15 protein-coding genes are annotated in these 18,152 nt (G+C 36.5%); 12 read left to right on the top strand and 3 right to left on the bottom strand.

All coding sequences use genetic code 11. The features are described from left to right. Positions 1-119 precede the first annotated feature (119 nt). The 6 genes from IP023_RS11520 to IP023_RS11495 all read left to right on the top strand — a co-directional run bounded on the left by IP023_RS11520 (position 120) and on the right by IP023_RS11495 (position 8,802). Positions 120-1,196 (top strand): Gfo/Idh/MocA family oxidoreductase, encoded by a 1,077-nt coding sequence (locus IP023_RS11520; RefSeq protein ID WP_241790513.1) that lies wholly within the window; start codon positions 120-122, stop codon positions 1,194-1,196. 352 nt (positions 1,197-1,548) lie between these two features. Beyond that, complete coding sequence (locus IP023_RS11515) at positions 1,549-1,977, top strand: MarR family winged helix-turn-helix transcriptional regulator (protein ID WP_241790512.1); 429 nt, start codon at positions 1,549-1,551, stop codon at positions 1,975-1,977. Further along, complete coding sequence (locus IP023_RS11510; protein ID WP_241790511.1) at positions 1,974-2,399, top strand: organic hydroperoxide resistance protein; 426 nt, start codon at positions 1,974-1,976, stop codon at positions 2,397-2,399. Before IP023_RS11515 ends, IP023_RS11510 begins: the two co-directional genes overlap by 4 nt. Positions 2,400-2,674: 275 nt before the next feature. Continuing rightward, positions 2,675-3,871, top strand: a complete 1,197-nt coding sequence (locus tag IP023_RS11505) for a BaiN/RdsA family NAD(P)/FAD-dependent oxidoreductase (RefSeq protein WP_241790510.1) — start codon at positions 2,675-2,677, stop codon at positions 3,869-3,871. Positions 3,872-4,248: 377 nt separating this feature from the next. Further along, a complete protein-coding gene (locus tag IP023_RS11500) occupies positions 4,249-5,844 on the top strand; it encodes a DUF4886 domain-containing protein (RefSeq protein ID WP_241790509.1) in 1,596 nt (531 codons plus the stop codon). Between the two features lie 570 nt (positions 5,845-6,414). Beyond that, complete coding sequence (locus IP023_RS11495) at positions 6,415-8,802, top strand: FAD-dependent oxidoreductase (protein WP_241790508.1); 2,388 nt, start codon at positions 6,415-6,417, stop codon at positions 8,800-8,802. 234 nt (positions 8,803-9,036) lie between these two features. Here IP023_RS11495 and IP023_RS11490 read toward each other — a convergent pair whose 3' ends face one another. Together IP023_RS11490 and IP023_RS11485 are read right to left on the bottom strand one after the other, a co-directional pair. Beyond that, on the bottom strand, positions 9,037-11,697 hold the full coding sequence (locus tag IP023_RS11490; protein WP_241790507.1) for a carbohydrate-binding protein: 2,661 nt from the start codon (positions 11,695-11,697) through the stop codon (positions 9,037-9,039). A 114-nt stretch (positions 11,698-11,811) separates the two neighbouring features. Continuing rightward, on the bottom strand, positions 11,812-12,708 hold the full coding sequence (locus tag IP023_RS11485; RefSeq protein ID WP_241790506.1) for a helix-turn-helix domain-containing protein: 897 nt from the start codon (positions 12,706-12,708) through the stop codon (positions 11,812-11,814). A 185-nt stretch (positions 12,709-12,893) separates the two neighbouring features. Between IP023_RS11485 and IP023_RS11480 the strand changes: the two genes are divergently transcribed. The 6 genes from IP023_RS11480 (at position 12,894) to IP023_RS11455 (ending at position 17,196) form a co-directional block, all read left to right on the top strand. After that, a complete protein-coding gene (locus IP023_RS11480) occupies positions 12,894-13,979 on the top strand; it encodes an alpha/beta hydrolase (RefSeq protein WP_241790505.1) in 1,086 nt (361 codons plus the stop codon). A gap of 25 nt (positions 13,980-14,004) precedes the next feature. Next, complete coding sequence (locus tag IP023_RS11475; protein WP_241790504.1) at positions 14,005-15,054, top strand: alpha/beta hydrolase; 1,050 nt, start codon at positions 14,005-14,007, stop codon at positions 15,052-15,054. A gap of 6 nt (positions 15,055-15,060) precedes the next feature. Next, entirely contained in the window at positions 15,061-15,507 is a 447-nt protein-coding gene (locus IP023_RS11470) for a nuclear transport factor 2 family protein (RefSeq protein ID WP_241790503.1), read from the top strand. A 12-nt stretch (positions 15,508-15,519) separates the two neighbouring features. After that, on the top strand, positions 15,520-16,245 hold the full coding sequence (locus IP023_RS11465; RefSeq protein WP_241790502.1) for a carboxymuconolactone decarboxylase family protein: 726 nt from the start codon (positions 15,520-15,522) through the stop codon (positions 16,243-16,245). Positions 16,246-16,253: 8 nt separating this feature from the next. Beyond that, positions 16,254-16,733 (top strand): cupin domain-containing protein, encoded by a 480-nt coding sequence (locus IP023_RS11460; protein WP_241790501.1) that lies wholly within the window; start codon positions 16,254-16,256, stop codon positions 16,731-16,733. Positions 16,734-16,863: 130 nt separating this feature from the next. Continuing rightward, positions 16,864-17,196 (top strand): DMT family transporter, encoded by a 333-nt coding sequence (locus IP023_RS11455; RefSeq protein WP_241790500.1) that lies wholly within the window; start codon positions 16,864-16,866, stop codon positions 17,194-17,196. A gap of 51 nt (positions 17,197-17,247) precedes the next feature. Here the strand turns inward: IP023_RS11455 and mazG are convergent, their stop codons facing one another. Next, positions 17,248-18,057, bottom strand: a complete 810-nt coding sequence (gene mazG / locus IP023_RS11450; protein ID WP_241790499.1) for a nucleoside triphosphate pyrophosphohydrolase — start codon at positions 18,055-18,057, stop codon at positions 17,248-17,250. Positions 18,058-18,152: the final 95 nt, after the last annotated feature.

The following is an 18,152-nucleotide window of genomic DNA, read 5'->3' as shown; positions in this document are numbered from 1 at the left end:
AATGTTAGGTTATAATTTTGGTTTGTATACACTAATGTAAATATTATATTTTACGAATGAAAAATATTTTATTTATGTCAATTATCAATAGTTTATTATAAATGATATCTTTATAAAATATGAAAAGAAAATACAAAGTAGGGCTAATCGGATTCTCTATTGGAGGTCATGTTTTTCATGCCCCATTTATTGCGAGCAATCCCGATTTGCAATTATATAAAGTTACAGCACGTAAAGAGGAGCAAAAAACGATGCTGGCTGCACGTTATCCAGATGCCATAGGTGTTTTGTCCGCGGATGATATCATCAATGATCCTGAGGTGGATATCGTTGTTGTAGCGACCTCCAATGATGTACATTATAGCCTAACAAAGCAAGCATTAGAAGCTGGCAAGCATGTGATAGTAGAGAAGCCATTTACCAATACTTCTGCTGAAGCCGATGCGCTGATAGCGTTAGCCAAAGAGAAAGATTTACTATTATCTGTACATCACAATGCGCGTTTTCATTCGGATTATAAAACCGTCAAGCGTTTGTTGGAGGAGGGAAGATTAGGACGTGTAGTAAGCTATGAGGCACGATTTGATCGTTTCCGTAATTTCTTGCGTGTTGGTGCTTGGCGCGAAGAGAATTTGCCAGGATCAGGTATCCATTATGATTTGGGAGCACATTTGATAGACCAAGCACTACAGTTATTTGGTCATCCAGATGCTGTATTTGCTGATCTGCGTGTACAACGTGATGGTGCTAAAGCAATTGATGATTTTGAATATATTCTTTCTTATCCTCGATTGAAGGTGACATTGAAAGGGCAGATGTTAGCCAAAGAGGCAACGCCACGTTTTGCTATATATGGTATGAATGGCTCCTTTGTAAAGAAAGGTGTTGATGTTCAAGAGAATCTTTTGCGCGCGGGTGTCCGACCGGAGGAAGATCCCAATTGGGGTGTGGAGCCGGCAGATATACAGGGGTCATTGTCATTGCTTATAGATGGGCAAGACGTCCATGAGTACGTTACATCTGAAGTCGGTACGGGCCAAGATTTCTATAAGAATATAGTGGCGACACTTAATGGTACAGAAGAATTGTTTATCAAGCCTGAGCAAGCGCGAGATGTTATCCGTATATTAGAATTGGGTGATCAATCTTGGAAAGAGCAAAGAACAGTTGTAACAGAAGGACAATTGCTGTCCTAAATTTTAGTCCCTATTCCAAGTGGTTATACCCATTAATTATTACTTGGAATAGGTTCCTTTTCCTATACCTTCTCTATGTACAAGTAAGTTAAATTTTGTCTACTTGTGTATTATTTTAAATCCCAGATTACCTTTTTTATTGTTGATCAATAGCCTGGTTGTATGCATTGAAATCTTAGTTTGATGCTGGACTATTATAGTTAGTTATAGCATTTGATGAATCTTTTAAAACTATATAGATAGCTCATTTGTTATCTATACGTCATCTAATTGTTTTTATTATAGATTGTAAGTAATTAAATTGTGCGCAATATAAAATAATAGCTAGATTTGTATTCATAAAATTGAAGCAATGAATGAATCATTAAAGTTGTCTAATCAGTTATGTTTCCCGATTTATAGTCTATCGAAGGAAATTATAAATATGTATAGACCTTTATTAATGGATTTGGATATTACCTATCCTCAGTATTTGGTGTTGATGGTCCTATGGGAGCACAAGCGATTAAATGTCAGTGAAATTGGTGCGCTGTTAAAATTAGATAGTGGTACATTGACGCCATTATTAAAAAGATTAGAGAACAAAGATATAGTGGTCAGAAAACGTAGCGTTGATGATGAACGTGTGGTTCAAATAGCGTTGACGGAGAAGGGGATAGCGTTGCAAGAAAAGGCTTCTTGTATTCCAAGCCAATTGATGGAAAAAATAGATTTATCAAAACAAGAACAAGAATTTTTAATTCAAACAATACATAAAATCTTTAATTCAATAAATATATGAAAGCATTGTATACTACAGCCGCAACGGCTACAGGAGGAAGAAACGGTAAGGTTACTTCGGAAAATGGAATCCTAGATATTGAAGTTAAAATGCCTAAAGGTTTGGGTGGTGCTAACGATGATTACTTGAATCCAGAGATGCTATTTGCAGGGGGCTATGCTGCTTGTTTTGATAGTGCCCTGAATTTGGTAATCAAACAGGCCAAAATGAAGACTGGAACTACGAGTGTAACTGCTCATGTATCTATCGGGCAAAATGATAAAGGTGGATTTGGGCTTGCAGCAGAATTACATGCTAATATCCCAGGAGTTAGCGAAGCCGAAGCACAAGAGTTGATCGAAAAAGCACACGCTGTATGTCCTTATTCAAATGCTACTCGTGGTAACATAGAAGTTAAATTGACTGTTTCTACGAATGATTAACCTACTTTTAACACGTTTATTGTGTGTTAAATAATAGGTATTTAAGTAAGCTATATACGCGGGTATATGGTGATGATTTTCAATTTTGAGTTTAGAGCCTAGTTATAGCGAACAACTAGGCTCTTTTTTATAACCCATATGTCTGCTTTAATAAATTCCGTTTTATTTAATACATTGGTTATTTGTATGATATCTATTTAAATGTCAGAAATACAGATATACTATTTGTGAACCAATCTATTTCAGATATCTTTGAATTTTTAATAACGATAGTAGTGAATTACGACGCAATAATAATAGGGGCAGGAGCTTGTGGATTGATGTGTGCTGCACAAGCCGGTCTTTTGGGTAAAAAAACACTGGTTCTTGAACGAAATGATAAGCCCGGAGGCAAAATATTAATTTCTGGTGGTGGACGTTGTAATTATACAAATGCCAATACTTCAACCGCTAATTTTGTTTCTCAAAATCCGAAATTTCTGAATGCTGTATTTTCACAATGGTCGGTAGAGGATACTATTGATTTTTTTGACTCTTTTGGCGGGATTAAACCGCAAGAGAAAACCTTGGGCCAACTGTTTCCTTCGACCAATAAAGCCAAGGATATCGTCGCTACATTTACACAGATTTTATTTGATACTAAACAAGATATTTGGCTTAATACATTAGTAAAATCTATAGATAAAGATGCGAATGGCAATTATATAATTGCAATAGAACGCAATGGTAAAATTCAACACTTGACCACGGCAAAAGTAGTCCTTGCTTCTGGCGGTTTGCCTGTTGCTAAATTAGGGGCATCGGATTTTGCTTTGCGTATCGCACGGCAATTTGATATGGCAGTAATCCCTACAGCACCTGCTTTGGTACCACTCACTATTACAGGTAAAGATGCGGATTGGTATGCTTCCTTATCTGGCAACTCTATTTTTGCACGTGTTTTTAATGATAAAATCTCTTTTGAGGAGAATATTTTATTTACACATTGGGGCTTAAGTGGTCCTGCTATATTACAGATATCTTCTTATTGGAAAGCAGGTGAAACTTTCACCATTGATCTGTTACCGAAATTTAACTTGGATCACTTGATTAAGGAGGAGCGAAATGCGGGCGGTAAGCGTACTATTGGACAGGTTTTGAATGATTATTTTACGAAGAAGATGGTAGAAGCTTTTAGTAAATTCTTGCCAATAGATATAAAAATTGCTTCTATTAGTAAAGCTGATGTCAAGTTGGTTGTAGAAACAATACACAAATTTAAAGTAAAGCCTGCTGGTGACAAAGGATATGATAAAGCAGAAGTCATGCGTGGTGGAATTTCAACGGAGGAGTTAAACCCCAAAACATTGGAGTCTAAAAAAAATACAGGTTTATATTTTGGTGGTGAGGCTGTGGATATTACGGGTTGGCTAGGAGGATATAATTTTCAATGGGCATGGGCAGCAGGCTACGCTATTGCACAAGACATTTAAAAATATGAAGACTTCTATAGGGAGTCTTTTTTTTGTCACTATAAAAAACATTATGTTAAGTAGGGCTCAGCCTTATAATGTTAGAATAGAATAGGAGAGGTAAACCTACTTTCCGAGTAACCTATAGTTTATGCAAATAAGAATTATTTGTATTTTAAAGCTAAACATTTGTTAGTTGTTGTTTTATTCTTTATAATTGTTGCTATAAACCTATTGAAATACCATAAAAGGTCTTTATTGTTTAAGTTAGCTATGCTTATTTGAGGTAGCTTATGTTTTAAAACATAAAACTTTCCGCATTATCGGTTACGTTAACGGATTGAAAAGAGGCCTTTGTATGCGGTGTTTTGATTATTAAATTATATTATCTACAATCAATGAAATGTTATTACGCTAGTATTTTTTCTTGTGCCTTGTTATTTCTTTCCAATACGGTCTTTTCACAGCATAAAGATGCTGTAGTTTTTATTGGTGATAGCTTAGAAATTCAGAAAGAAGCTTATCAAGGATTAAATAAGAAGGATAAAGAATGGTTAAAACCTATTGTAAATAAAGAAGATTTTTATATTGTGTCTTCTGCCGGGGATTTCACTATTGCTAATACAAAGTATAAAGCCTTAGATCCATTGAACGATGGGGTCACAAAAGTATTAGTAATAGGTAATAGTTTTTCGGATGATGGTGTTGAATCCTATTTATATGATATGGCGAGATCTGTCGGAAAGCCTTTGGTGATAGGTAATTTATTTAGAGGTGGTGCTCCTCTAGATTTTCACCTCAAAAATGCACTAGGGAATATAAAGATATATAGCTATCGGAAAACTACAATAGATGGTATAAAATCTAATACCGACAAGACCAGTATTTTAGAAGCCCTAAAAGATGAAAATTGGGATTATATCGTATTTCAACAAGCAAGTGCTACATCTGGGGATTGGGCTACAGTAGAAGCATCTCTGCCGCAGTTGTTTAATTATGTATACGATAATTATCCTGTTTCAACCGTAAAATACTTATATCATCAAACTTGGGCTTATGCACAAAATGCCGTTACCAAGAATTTTGAAAACTACAATAGGGATCAAAATCTGATGTATGAGCAGATTGTTAACGTAAGTAAAAAGGTGCCTGATTTAATTCCAGTATATAAAGTAATTCCTACAGGAACAGCTATTCAAAATGGTAGAACCACATATATAGGTGACAACTATACTAGGGAAGGATACCATTTGGATCTTGCCTACGGTAGGTTTACGGCAGCTTCTACTTGGTTTGAAACTATATTTGGGGGCATCAAAGAACTTAAATATAGTCCCAATTTTTTGAGTGATGTAGATTTAGATATAGCGAAAGAATCTGCTTATTTAGCGGTACAGAATCCATATAGCGTAAGTGCTGTAACAAAATATTCTAATCAAAAAGTAGCTTATATTCCCTTTAAGAAGATCAAAATTAATTTTGGTACTGATTTGATGATTCCTTCATGGACTTCTTTATTATTTGAAAAGAAAGGATCTGGACGTTTTGGGGTATTGGATGAAAATAATAATCCTACAGCAGTAAATATTGTTGTATTGCAAAACTTTGATTCTCGAAATGCCAACGGATCGAAAAGGATATCCTTTAAATCTGCTGTGCCCGCACAGGTTTCTAGTAGCTATTTTAATGCGGTAATTAATGAAAGAAATCAAAATCAGCCTTTCTTGGGCCTTCGTAATTTGAATACGAAAAATAAATATAAAATTACGGTCATCGCTACTTTACAAGAAGAAATTGCACCAATACAAATAGAAGTCCTAGGCGCTAAAAAACAGCTAAAGTCAATAAATCCATCATACAATAGATTCAATGAATTAGTGTTTGAAGACATTAAACCAAATGATGAAGGAAATATTGATTTAGGCTTCAAATTGGTTAAGGGAGCTATAGAGGGTAGAGCAGTTATTAATGGATTATTACTCGAAGAGATGTAATACGATGTTAAATTATTGTAAGCATTTCAGTAACGTGAACGAATTTGATTTTTGGACGATAAAACTACCATTAATAATGAATAATTATTGCATCACATTATTAATAACAAACGAATTCTAAATATTATATGTATTAAAGTTAAACCAAAAAAATATAATTAACAGCTACGTGCTGTCTAGCTAGCTTTGGGAGCTAGTATTCCAATTCAATCATTTGCCAACTCATACCTAATTATACAGAAAAAAATCACCTCAAATGGTATTGTAACTATTGAAAAGGGAAACCACTTGTGGAAGTTTCTGTAAAAATGAAAGAGCAAAGCTTGAAAGGCACAACGACAGATTTGAACGGCTCATGTGTTTTAGAGATTAATAAAGGAGAAACTCTAATTTCCACTATGGTTAGTTATTAAACAGTAGAGGTCGCTAATATCGTTGATGCTATATTGGATGGTTAAATGGAATTAGCCCCATCACAAATTGATGATGTGGTTGTAGTAGCCGACAAATGCTATAGATTATTTTTTTACTGATTATTCAACGTATACTTTTTAAACCTAATTTATTTTCATGCTAAGAGTTATTAAATTATTTACTGTTGTTACTTTTTTATCTACTTCTTTAGGAAGTACATCTTCAGCCTTTGCTTTACCTACATCCTCAAACTTTATGTTTCAAGTACGAGAGGTGAAGGGGAGTGTTAAAGATAAACACGGTAACGTATTAAAGGGAATTGCAATCAATGTAAAGGGATCGGACCTATTTGTTTACACAAATGATCGTGGAGAGTTTAGAATTAAATTGCCGACAGAATTTGAATCTTTAGTGGCTGAAGCTCCTGGATATCAGAAGCAAGATATACGGATTACAGGCTTTGAAAATATGGAGATCATTTTGGTAAAAGATCCCAATTCCAATAGCAAGACTATCTCGGTAGCTACTACTGCTGCAGTACATTCGGCAAATAGCAAAAAGAAAAAGAATGTAGATTATAATAGCCATAGCAAACAGATCAAAGCAAGCAAGCCTGTAGATATTGCGGAAGCAAAGTTTATAAAGCCTGTATATGATGTATGTATATATGGTGCCACATCTGCCGGTGTCGTGGCGGCATATACTATTGCTAAACAGGGCAAAAGTGTCTTGTTGATTGCCAATACAGAACATATTGGTGGTTTATCATCGGGTGGTCTTGGCCAAACAGATATTGGTAATAAGCATGTTATCAAGGGCATTTCACGCGATTTTTATCGTCGCCTAGGTAATGTATATGGTTCATTAGAGTCATGGCAATTTGAGCCCAAAGAAGCTCTTAATGTATTCAAACATTATATCAAAGATGCAAATATCGATTATGTAACAAATTATACTATTGACCATGTCAATAAAGAGAATAACGAAATTAAGTCTTTAGTCATTAAGAATAATGATAAAGGTAAAGCCAATACGATAGCTGCCAAAAGATTTGTTGATGCATCATATGAAGGCGATTTGATGGCTGCCGCCAATGTATCTTATGTTGTAGGGCGTGAGGGGAATGAAAAATATAAGGAATCTTACAATGGTGTATACATGCCTAAGTATAGAGCAGAGTCTTCTGGATACCACCAGTTTCCAGACCATGTAAGCCCGTACAAGGTTGCCAATGATCCTTCAAGTGGTTTGGTATTTGGGGTTCAAAATGCAGTATTGCAGCCCAATGGTGCTGCAGATAAGTCTATGCAAGCGTATAACTTTAGATTGACCTTAACAGATAGTGTGGAGAATCAAATTCCTTTTTCACGACCTGTAGGTTATGATTCTACCAAATATGAGTTGTTGGTTCGTTTATTTGCAGCACAACCAAATTTGCGCGAGATCAACGATTATTTTATTTGGAGTAAAATGCCCAATAGAAAAACTGATGTAAATAATAGAGGGGCATTCTCTACGGACTTTATCGGTGCAAATCATAGCTATCCGGAAGCTTCGCCGGAGGAGAGAAAGAAAATTTTTAATGATCATCTGGCCTATACCCAGGGTATGTTATATTTCTATGCTACAGATTCGCGTGTACCGAAGCAATTGCAGGAATATGTAAAGAAATGGGGATACCCAAAGGATGAATTTATTGATAATCATAATTTTACCCCTCAATTGTATGTGAGAGAAGCTAGACGAATGATCGGTGATTATGTAATGACTGAGCATAACTGCTTAGGTAAAGAGGTGGTTAATGATGGTGTCGCCTATGCTGCATATACTATGGATAGTCATAATACACAAAGGCTAATTGTAGATGGAATGGTTAAAAATGAAGGTAATGTAGAAATTGGAGGATTTTCACCATATCCTATTTCTTACCGTTCCTTGTTACCTAAACGTCATGAAGTTAGTAATCTAATTGTACCCGTGTGCATGTCTGCTTCTCATATAGCGTATGGTTCTATTCGTATGGAGCCTGTATTCATGCTTTTGGGACAAGTAGCAGGTTTGGCTTCGGTCATTAGTTTGGAGGAGAACAAAGGTCTACATGATGTAGATTATAGCTTGATCAATGCATCATTAGAGGAGGATCCTTATATTCAAAATGGCTTTAAAGATATCATCATAGATACAAAATCATTAAAGACTATAAATACAGGTGAATGGACAAAGAAAAATCATAAGATATACTTTTCCAATGAGTTGGCTGTTTCCACTAAACCTAAAAAATTAACTGTAGATATCGATCATGTAAAGCCAGCTAAATACAAGGTTTATTATTTCGTGCCTGTAGTTTCAGAAATTTATAAAGATCCATTTTATACATTAACGCTGAATGGTAAGAAAGTAAATGTAGATTTTATGGATCATCTAAACGATTGGTTCTTGGTGGGTGAGGTAGACTTACGAACTAAAGGTAAGGGTAAATTAACCATAGAAAATGATAGCCATACGGTGTTTAATGCTGTTCAGTTGGTTCCTGTAATTGACTAATAGTCATTAATACATGTTGTTTTAATAGCATCTCCCTTGGAATGGGAGATGCTATTTTTAGTTTAATGATTTTGTTTAGATACTATTTTCAGCTACAGCTATTCATCGCGCTTTGATGCTATACTATAAAAGAAGAATCAATACTTATCAATTACTGTATATACCAAATAAGTAAGCCCATTCAAGACGAATGGGCTTTTGATTACAATTATCAGGTTATAGGTTGTACATATTTTAGTTAATTAGTGTGAGTAAATATTTCCCTTTAGACAATTGTAGTGTTGCGGTATTATTACCAGCTTTTACTTCGATAGTTTCTATGACTTTACCTTTTTTAGTTGCCAGTTGCCACATTCCTTTATGAAGACCTGTTATATATACATCTTGGCAATCTTTATGGTCAATCGATATATTCAAAGGATTTTTATTTAAATCATATCCTTGATGCATCAATACTAAAAACTTATCTATTGCGATATAATCATAGCTGTTTTCTTTGTGATACTTTACCGCTAGCGGTTTGTGATTAGCATCTGCCATTTGAAAAACAGATAGAAACTGATTTTTTACTTCTTCTTTAATCGGACTTACCAATACGCGATGACCATCTGATTCTATCTGTCCCAATACTGGAGGGCTAACTTGATAACCAAATACATTATGAGCATCCTCCTGAGCTAATATTTTAGTCGTTAAGGCATCTGCGTTTGGGTATAGAAATTCTATATAGGTATTCGCATATAGGCTATCTCTACTGCTGTTCAGTCTAATTCGATTGTTGCCCTCTAGTTGTGGCCTGTTTAGGGTATTTACTTGCCAATATTTTTTGATATCTGGTCTACTTGTTTCCATTTGGTCTAGTAGGATGATCAAGGCAGGGACATCTTCTCTATTGGTGTTAATAAATACGTAATTGCGCTGATAATTTTCAATTTTAGCACTATATGCTGATTTTAAATCTACCGCAAAATAGTTGAATCTATCACCTGTAGCAGCCGAGAGGACAGTACCATTATGATGTCCTACATTGTCGATTAATTCTTGAGGACTATTTGGGATTTTTCTGAACATCCTCGTACCTCCATCATTCGAAGGTATAGCGCCAATCTTTTCTGTTGAATCTATCGCTAGCATCATACTGTGTGAAACGGATCTTTTATTAAAATTAAGATCATATGGCGTTCCATAGAATTTGTATTGACCGAGATCAGCTACTTGAAAACCACGATGATAGATCTGTATAGCGCCAGGATCATTGTGTTGGTGATTACTGAAGTAATAGCCACCACCTTTTATTTCAGCGACAACATTGTTGCTCTTTATATTGTCTTCCCAACCTGTTCTATTGACCATTCCTCCCAATATAGGCCCAAAGTCCTTACTTAGCGGATAGCTGTCGGGGAGAGGCTGAGCTTTTAATTGAGGATCATTTAATAGCAAAAATAGAACTGGATTGACAGATGTGCTGTTCATTTTTTCAAAACTATGCTTCAAATATGGATTATCGCTATACGAATAATTCATAAAGAATGAAGTAGGGTTGATCTGCCAATAATCGTAAGTGCCTGGCGTACTACGCAGTGAATGGTCACCATCGCGCAGCATCTGCCCATCTGGTAATCTGAAATATAGCCAATAGTCTCCTGTGTTTTTAATATTAGGATCAAATATTTCCTTACCTATCATCCTCTTATAAAGCCATGCCGCATGAAAGTCCCAATTGATGCGGTATGCACCATAGTTTATGCCTTGATTGTGTTTTGGTGATTGGTATTCAAATTTCCGCATAGGTACCAATTCTTCCAATACCGTATAAGCGCAATATTGATAGGGAATAGGGTCTTCGTCATAAATGGCAATTGCCATAGATAGGAGGTCCCTTTTTATTTGTGCTTCGGCACCATGGCCATTTACGATGGGTTGTAAGAATGGAGGCCAGCCGATTTCCATATCCATTGCTAGGCGCATAAGGTTATTACGGAGAAAAGCTAAATCTTCTTTATTCATTAAATCGTAACACCAGTCATATACCTCTGCAGTAATATGTATCGTACGTCCTATCTCTCTGGTTATATCAAGCAGATTGCCAAAGGAGACGCGGCTGACATATGATTTAGTCAATTGTACTGCTTCTAGGCCTATTTTTTCATCTTTTGTCATGAGGTAATAGAAGGCTTTTGCTTCAATTATTTTCTCTAAATTTTCATCGAAAGAAATTTCTTCAGTACCTACCAATGAAGCCTGGGATAAGGCTAGCTTCTTGACACTATCCCAACGTACTTTGTTTTCATTTATTTCTAGGTTGTTGCGTACGGCAGCAATACTATTTTTATTGACCCACAAGCGGGGATGTCCCTCTGGAGTATGGGCTGGTTTGTAATTTGCTGCGATTTTAGGTATTGCTGGAGCACGGTATGGTGCGATATCTATATAATCGAGGATTACACCTTTAGGAAGCCATATTTTAAGGGTATTCTCTTTTTGTAGCTTAAATTTCCCTAATTCTTGCTGTGGTATATTCCATGGAACTGCAACTACCCGTTTTGTTTTTTTACCTTCATTGAGCTGCAACTCCATAAATAGGGATTCAAATTTTGTTTTAGCAGCTTGCATGAGCTTAGTACCATATTCATCGGTCAGAGCAAAAGATGCAATAGTATATAAGCCGGAGTCTGGGACTGTAAACGTATAGTGTACGCTGTGCTTGTCGTTATCGTTACCGGTAATGACAACGCCTAATTTATTAGCTAATTCTGATGCTGATACCTGTTTAGAAGTTAATGGATTATAATAGTTTTCTGCCTGTAAGCGGATATGACCACTGCTCTGGGTGTATGCAGGATAACTTACTATTCCAAGGGATAGGTTCAGTAACAAGTTGGTTAAGGTTTTCATGTTTTAAACTTATGAAAATTATTGCTTGTAATCAAATAATACTGCTATTTGTAGTTTGTTTTGAGCCTAGCTCTCAACTACTGTTAAGCTTAATGTGTAGGGATAAGTATGCATTTATATATTATTCTTAAATTCTTTAGCTGTTTTTCCTACACGATTTTTGAATAGTCTGCTAAAGTGTTGAGGGTATTTGAAACCCAATTCAAAAGCTATTTCATTAATACTCTTTTGCTTATTGGACATATTATCTTTTGCGATATCAATTATTTTGTTCTGTATATACTCAAGAGCAGTTTTTCCGGTTTCTTTTTTGATAAGATCTCCAAAATAGTTGGCCGAAAGGTGCAGCTCAGTAGCAAAATAGTTCACTGTAGGCAAGCCTAGTTCGCTAGGTTTGTCCGATGTAAAGTACGTGTTTAAGAGTTCTTCAAAACGTGCTAATATCCCTTCATTGGCTGTTGCACGTGTTATAAATTGCCTGTCATAGAAACGTTCACAATAGTTCAGAAATAACTCCACATTGGAGGCTATTAGTTTCTTGCTATGTTTGTCGATACCATGCTGTAGCTCTAGTTTGATCTTGGTAAAAATATCTAAGACCAGTGTTCTTTCTTTGTCTGATAGATGCAGTGCCTCATTGGTATTATAGCTAAAGAAGCTATAATCTTTGAATGTTTTTGCCAAGGAGGTACCGATCAATAGATCGGGGTGAAATACAATGCCGTGGCCCATAGGTTGATATAGATCTATTTTATTTTCTACATCGATGACTTGTCCTGGAGATATAAATACAAGGGTACCTTTGTCATAGTCATAATAATTGCAGCCATATTTGAGATCACCACAGTGTACGTCTTTAAGGAAAATACAATATAAGCCAAACGTCATCCTCGAGCCGGTTCTTTTTTGGGCCTTTGAAAAGTCTATGACCGAAACGAGTGGGTGCTCTGTTTCGTGATTATTGAAGCTGTTGTATTCCGCTATTGTATCAAAGAAATATGTTTGGTCCATTTTTGTCGTTTATATCTAATCAAAAATAGTTTTTTGAAAGCTTAATTCTAAGCTAAATAATAATATAAGTAATAATGGTAGTAATATCCGTGATATATATACATTATTTCCCTTAAATATGGAGATATTTGATTTAAGCTTTAGTAGCTTTTAAATTATAGATTATTTAAACCTTTGGTTCCTGTATGAGAAATAAAAGAATTATTTGCTTTATCGTATTATTGATGATGATCACAAACAACCTACACCTGGAAGCGCAACAGCGTAACAAACCTTTGGTATTGGCCGATCAGGGGAGTTTCGCTATTGGTGGTACTATGATAACCCATGCTGGAGATTTTGATCTTCAAAAACCACTGAATCCAGATGGACAAACCTTACATGGTGACCATGCCTATGTATTTTATCAGGTACCCGTAAAAAGGAAAAAATATCCTTTAGTATTTTTACATGGTGCAGGTCAATCCAAGAAAACATGGGAATCGACTCCTGATGGAAGAGAAGGATTTCAAAATATATTCTTACGTAGAGGCTTTCCCGTCTATCTATTGGATCAGCCACGACGTGGGGAGGCTGGTCGCAGTACAGTATCTGCTAATATCGTCGCTGCAGCAGATGAGCAATTTTGGTTTACACAATTTAGAATAGGTAATTATCCTTCCTATTTTGATAAGGTCCAATTTCCTAGAGATCAAAAATCATTAATTCAATTTTATAGGCAAATGACGCCAAATACAGGGCCTTTTGATGCTGCTATAATAGCTGATGCTATTTCTGACCTTTTTGATACTATCGGGAATGGTATTTTGATAACACATTCACAGGCTGGTGGCCCAGGATGGAGGACAGCTATTAAAAATGATATGGTAAAGGCTATTGCAGCATATGAACCATATAGCAGTTTTTTGTTTCCCGAGGGGGAGGTTCCTGCTCCCATAGCATCTACTGGTTTGTTTGGACCACTAAAGGGGGAGGCTATACCTTTAGCTGATTTTATGAAGCTCACCAAGATTCCTATTGTCATCTATTATGGCGACAACATAGCGGATTCGCCTACATCAACATGGAATAAAGATCATTGGCGATCTGGATTGGAGATGGCACGCAAGTGGGCGAGTACGGTGAATCGATATGGAGGAGATGCTACGGTGGTTCATCTACCCGAAATAGGTGTTTATGGAAATACTCATTTCCCATTTTCAGACCTCAATAATTTAGAGGTTGCGGATGTGCTTTCAAAATGGTTAAGAAGTAAAGGTTTAGATAAGTAGTTTGTTTATAGTTAAATAATAGGTAATGCTTAAAGTAAAATATATGTTAGTAGCTGTACTTTTGAGTATGGGCCAAATCAGTAAAGGACAGTTGAATAATGAGAATCCCTTTGGCTTGGTATATGATCATGCTTTAGTGAAAAATGAAGCAGGCAAAGTAAATATCCAACCTGTTAAGTATAAAGTAAACGGTTTAGACATATCGGCAAATGTATATACGCCAGCTGCTTATGATGGCACTAAAAAATATCCCGCTATTGTAATTGCGCATCCTAATGGTGGTGTCAAAGAGCAAGTATCAGGGTTGTATGCGCAGGACTTAGCAAATAACGGTTATATAACTATTGTGGCCGATGCATCATATCAAGGAGCTTCAGCTGGACAACCACGTAATGTCGATAAACCCGCAAATCGTATTGCTGATATTCAAGGGATGGCAGATTTTATAATGCTGTATCCCGGAGTCGATGCAGAGCGGATCGCTCTTTTAGGGATTTGTGGAGGCGGTGGTTATGCCTTGAAAGTAGCACAAGGTGACAAAAGATTCAAAGCAATAGCTACCCTTAGTATGTTTAATTCTGGACGTGTGCGTCGCAATGGATTCTTAGATGCTGATACTGCCACTATTCAAACGCGACTGGCCATGGCTTCGGAAGCTAAGGCCAAAGAGGTTAAAGAGGGCGTAATACAATATATGGGGACTGCGGATCCTACAGATGAAGAGATCGCTAAAATACCGACCGATCTTTACCGTGAGGGCTATACGTATTACTACCGGAACTATGCACATCCAAATTCCACTTTTAGGTATACCGCAAGTAGTCTTGTGGATCTAATGACTTTTGATGCCAATACCAATATGGAGCTCATCAACCAGCCCTTATTGATGATTGCGGGAAGTAGAGCAGATACGAAATATATGACAGAGGAGGTATTCCCTAATGCTGTAAATGCACGGTCTAAGGAATTATTTATACTGGACGGAGCCTCTCATATAGATACCTATTGGAGGCAAGAATATGTAAGAGAGGCTATCGATAAATTAGTAGATTTCTATCAATTGAATATTAAGTAATCAGATATGGGTAAACATAGGAAAAATATTCTTGTGCTATTGTTCGCATGCAGTGCATTGTCGACAGTTGTAGGACAGGTAAATAATCAAGAAAAGGAAATTATAGCTTTGTCACGCTCCAAATGGCAATGGATGGCGGACAAGAATATCCTGCCTTTAGACTCCTTATTTCATGCTAATTCTGTTTTTGTACATATGGGAGGCGCTTGGGGTAAAGAAAAGGAATTAGCTGTTATCAAAAGCGGTGGTATATGGTACAAAAAAGCAGATATACACGATGTTTCATTGCAAATAGTAGATAACACCGCCGTATTGCTCAACAAAATTGACTTATTAGCCGTGGTTGCTGGTCAAGAAGTAACAAATCCGTTTATGGTGACCGAAGTGTATGTCGATGTCGACAATCAATGGAAACTATTGTCCTTATCATTTACAAAACTCCTATCTCCATAAAGTCTAATTGCTATGCTGAAGAATATTTTATGTACACTACTTCTATTAGGTGTTTATGTCCTTAACACGCCTATGTATGCCCAAGAAAAACCATTGTACACAGCGCTTACGAAGGAGCATAAGAGCTTAGTTCGTATTGCAGCATTTGCTGCTGCTGGTGATCTAGACAATCTTAGTATTGCTCTAAATGACGGTTTGTCGATAGGCTTGCCTATAAAAACGATTCAAGAAGCGCTGATACATATGTATGCCTATGCTGGATTTCCCAGGAGCATACGTGGCTTACAAACTTTGCTCGCCGTTGTCGAGGAGCGACAAGCTAAAGGTATTGTCGATATAGTAGGGCGTGATGCTTCAAGCGTCGTTGACGATAGAAGCAAATACGAAAGAGGAAAAGCGACCTTAGAAGTATTGACAGGAGTCAAAGAAAGTGAAACCAAGACGGGCTATGCCGCTTTTGCTCCACCTATAGAGGTATTTCTAAAAGAGCATCTTTTTGCTGATCTTTTTGAGCGTGATGTATTGACATATTTGGAGCGTGAGCTGATCACGATATCTGTACTTTCTAGCATAGGAGGTGTAGAGCCTATGTTAAGATCTCATCTTGCGATATGTATTAATTTGGGCTGTAGCCCATCGTATTTGCAAGAATTTGCAATGCTGATAAAAGAGTGTATTCGCCAAGAGTATCGCTACACGGTTGATAAAGTAATAGTTGATATATTATACTATAAATAATAACAAATATGAGTGTTAAGTTATATTTTGTATTGCTGCTTGGGGGTGTTTTTGTGACCTCATGTAGTCAAGTGAAAAATGAAAATATGGAATCTAGTAGTACAAATCCTTTTGCGAAAGGTAGTCAAGTAAACAATGCTAATTTTACCGGAACGGTATGGTTAAATTATTTGGTAGAGACGGATACAGCGCACAATGTAAATATAGGGTCTGTTACATTTGAACCTGCTGCACGTACCAATTGGCACTACCACAAAGGAGGACAAATACTGCTTGTTACTGCAGGCAAAGGCTTATATCAAGAAAAAGGTAAACCCATAGAAATAATACATAAAGGTCAAGTTGTAAAATGCCCTGCCGATATCGAACATTGGCATGGTGCGACGGCTACTGATACTATGACGCATATCGCCATAGGTACAAATACCGATATAGGTGGAGCGGTATGGTTGCGCCCTGTTACCGATGAGGAATACCATACGAGGTAAGAATTACACTTTGTGATGTCAAAATAATAAATGTTATGTTAAGTAGTCTGGCCTAGGCGGAATAGATAATAGGGGATATATATAATATACTAGAGAAGTCCTATATTATATTTACTTTTTAATAGGCGATATGAAGAATTATCTATTTTTGGCAGCAGCTATTCTATGTGAGACTATAGCGACATCTTTTCTTAAAAAAACGGAACAATTTACAAAGATAGGACCAAGCATAATATTTGTGCTGGCAATGGCTTCCTCATTTTATTTGTTGACTTTTGCGCTTAAGGGTATTCCCATAGGAATTGCTTATGCTATATGGTCGGCTGTAGGTATTGTATTGATTTCTTTGGTAGGCTATTTTGCTTATCAGCAAAAATTGGATCTGCCCGCTATTATAGGTATTGGTTTTATAATAGTTGGGGTGGTTATCATCAATTTATTTTCAAAGTCATCGGTACATTAGTTGTACAGCTATCAGATATGTGTCCATATTCTGATAGCTGTACTTATAATCTTATAAACCTTTGGATTTGGCCTCATTCCAATATACATCCATTTCTGCGAGATTCATATCTGATAACTTCTGATTGTTCTCAGCAGCTCTTTTTTCTAAATGGGTAAATCTTCTAATAAATTTCTTATTGGTTTTTTCTAAGGCATTTTCAGGATTGATACCGATATGTCTAGCATAGTTGATCAGAGAAAATAATAGATCACCAAATTCTCCTTCTGCTTTATCCATGTCTATGGATTTGTCATCTTCGATATTAAATTCATCCTTAAATTCGGCTAATTCTTCTTCTACCTTTGCCCATACTTCCTTCTTGTCTTCCCAATCAAAACCTACACCACGGACTTTGTCTTGTATACGATATGCTTTTACCAATGCTGGTAGGGAGGAAGGTACACCTTCTAATACTGACTTGTTGCCTTGACTGAGTTTTATTTGCTCCCAATTGGATTTTACCTCTTCGTCATCTTTTACATTTATATCTCCGTATATATGTGGATGGCGTACGATCAACTTATCACATACGGCATTCAAAGCATCTGTTATATCGAAAGCTTTTTCTTCCTCGGCGATTTTTGCATAAAATACAAGATGCATTAATAAGTCGCCTAATTCATTCTTGACTTCGTCCAAATCATTCTCTAAGATCGCATCTGCAAGTTCGTACATCTCTTCGATCGTCAGATGACGTAGTGTTTGCATTGTTTGTTTGCGGTCCCAAGGGCATTCCAAACGCAGCGTATTCATTACGGTTAGTAATCGTTGGAATGCCTCTGTAGGTGTGTTTTTGGATTCTGGTGCTTGATGTGCCATAGTATTTCGTTTGATACAAAAATAGGGAAATATTAGAGCCTATTGATAGGGTATCCCATAAAAAAAGCACCTTTTCAAAAGGTGCTTTTGTACTT

Origin of the sequence: Sphingobacterium rhinopitheci (assembly GCF_022627575.1) — a bacterium.
GTDB lineage: Bacteria > Bacteroidota > Bacteroidia > Sphingobacteriales > Sphingobacteriaceae > Sphingobacterium > Sphingobacterium rhinopitheci.
This window is presented reverse-complemented; position numbering and strand designations above follow the sequence as displayed.

Excerpts from the sequence above, each read along its gene's own strand:
- IP023_RS11520 (WP_241790513.1), top strand. The coding sequence starts at position 120 with ATGAAAAGAAAATACAAAGTAGGGCTAATCGGATTCTCTATTGGAGGT.
- IP023_RS11515 (WP_241790512.1), top strand. The coding sequence starts at position 1,549 with ATGAATGAATCATTAAAGTTGTCTAATCAGTTATGTTTCCCGATTTAT.
- IP023_RS11510 (WP_241790511.1), top strand. The coding sequence starts at position 1,974 with ATGAAAGCATTGTATACTACAGCCGCAACGGCTACAGGAGGAAGAAAC.
- IP023_RS11500 (WP_241790509.1), top strand. The coding sequence starts at position 4,249 with ATGAAATGTTATTACGCTAGTATTTTTTCTTGTGCCTTGTTATTTCTT.
- IP023_RS11495 (WP_241790508.1), top strand. The coding sequence starts at position 6,415 with ATGCTAAGAGTTATTAAATTATTTACTGTTGTTACTTTTTTATCTACT.
- IP023_RS11490 (WP_241790507.1), bottom strand. The coding sequence starts at position 11,697 with ATGAAAACCTTAACCAACTTGTTACTGAACCTATCCCTTGGAATAGTA.
- IP023_RS11485 (WP_241790506.1), bottom strand. The coding sequence starts at position 12,708 with ATGGACCAAACATATTTCTTTGATACAATAGCGGAATACAACAGCTTC.
- IP023_RS11480 (WP_241790505.1), top strand. The coding sequence starts at position 12,894 with ATGAGAAATAAAAGAATTATTTGCTTTATCGTATTATTGATGATGATC.
- IP023_RS11475 (WP_241790504.1), top strand. The coding sequence starts at position 14,005 with ATGCTTAAAGTAAAATATATGTTAGTAGCTGTACTTTTGAGTATGGGC.
- IP023_RS11470 (WP_241790503.1), top strand. The coding sequence starts at position 15,061 with ATGGGTAAACATAGGAAAAATATTCTTGTGCTATTGTTCGCATGCAGT.
- IP023_RS11465 (WP_241790502.1), top strand. The coding sequence starts at position 15,520 with ATGCTGAAGAATATTTTATGTACACTACTTCTATTAGGTGTTTATGTC.
- IP023_RS11460 (WP_241790501.1), top strand. The coding sequence starts at position 16,254 with ATGAGTGTTAAGTTATATTTTGTATTGCTGCTTGGGGGTGTTTTTGTG.
- IP023_RS11455 (WP_241790500.1), top strand. The coding sequence starts at position 16,864 with ATGAAGAATTATCTATTTTTGGCAGCAGCTATTCTATGTGAGACTATA.
- mazG (WP_241790499.1), bottom strand. The coding sequence starts at position 18,057 with ATGGCACATCAAGCACCAGAATCCAAAAACACACCTACAGAGGCATTC.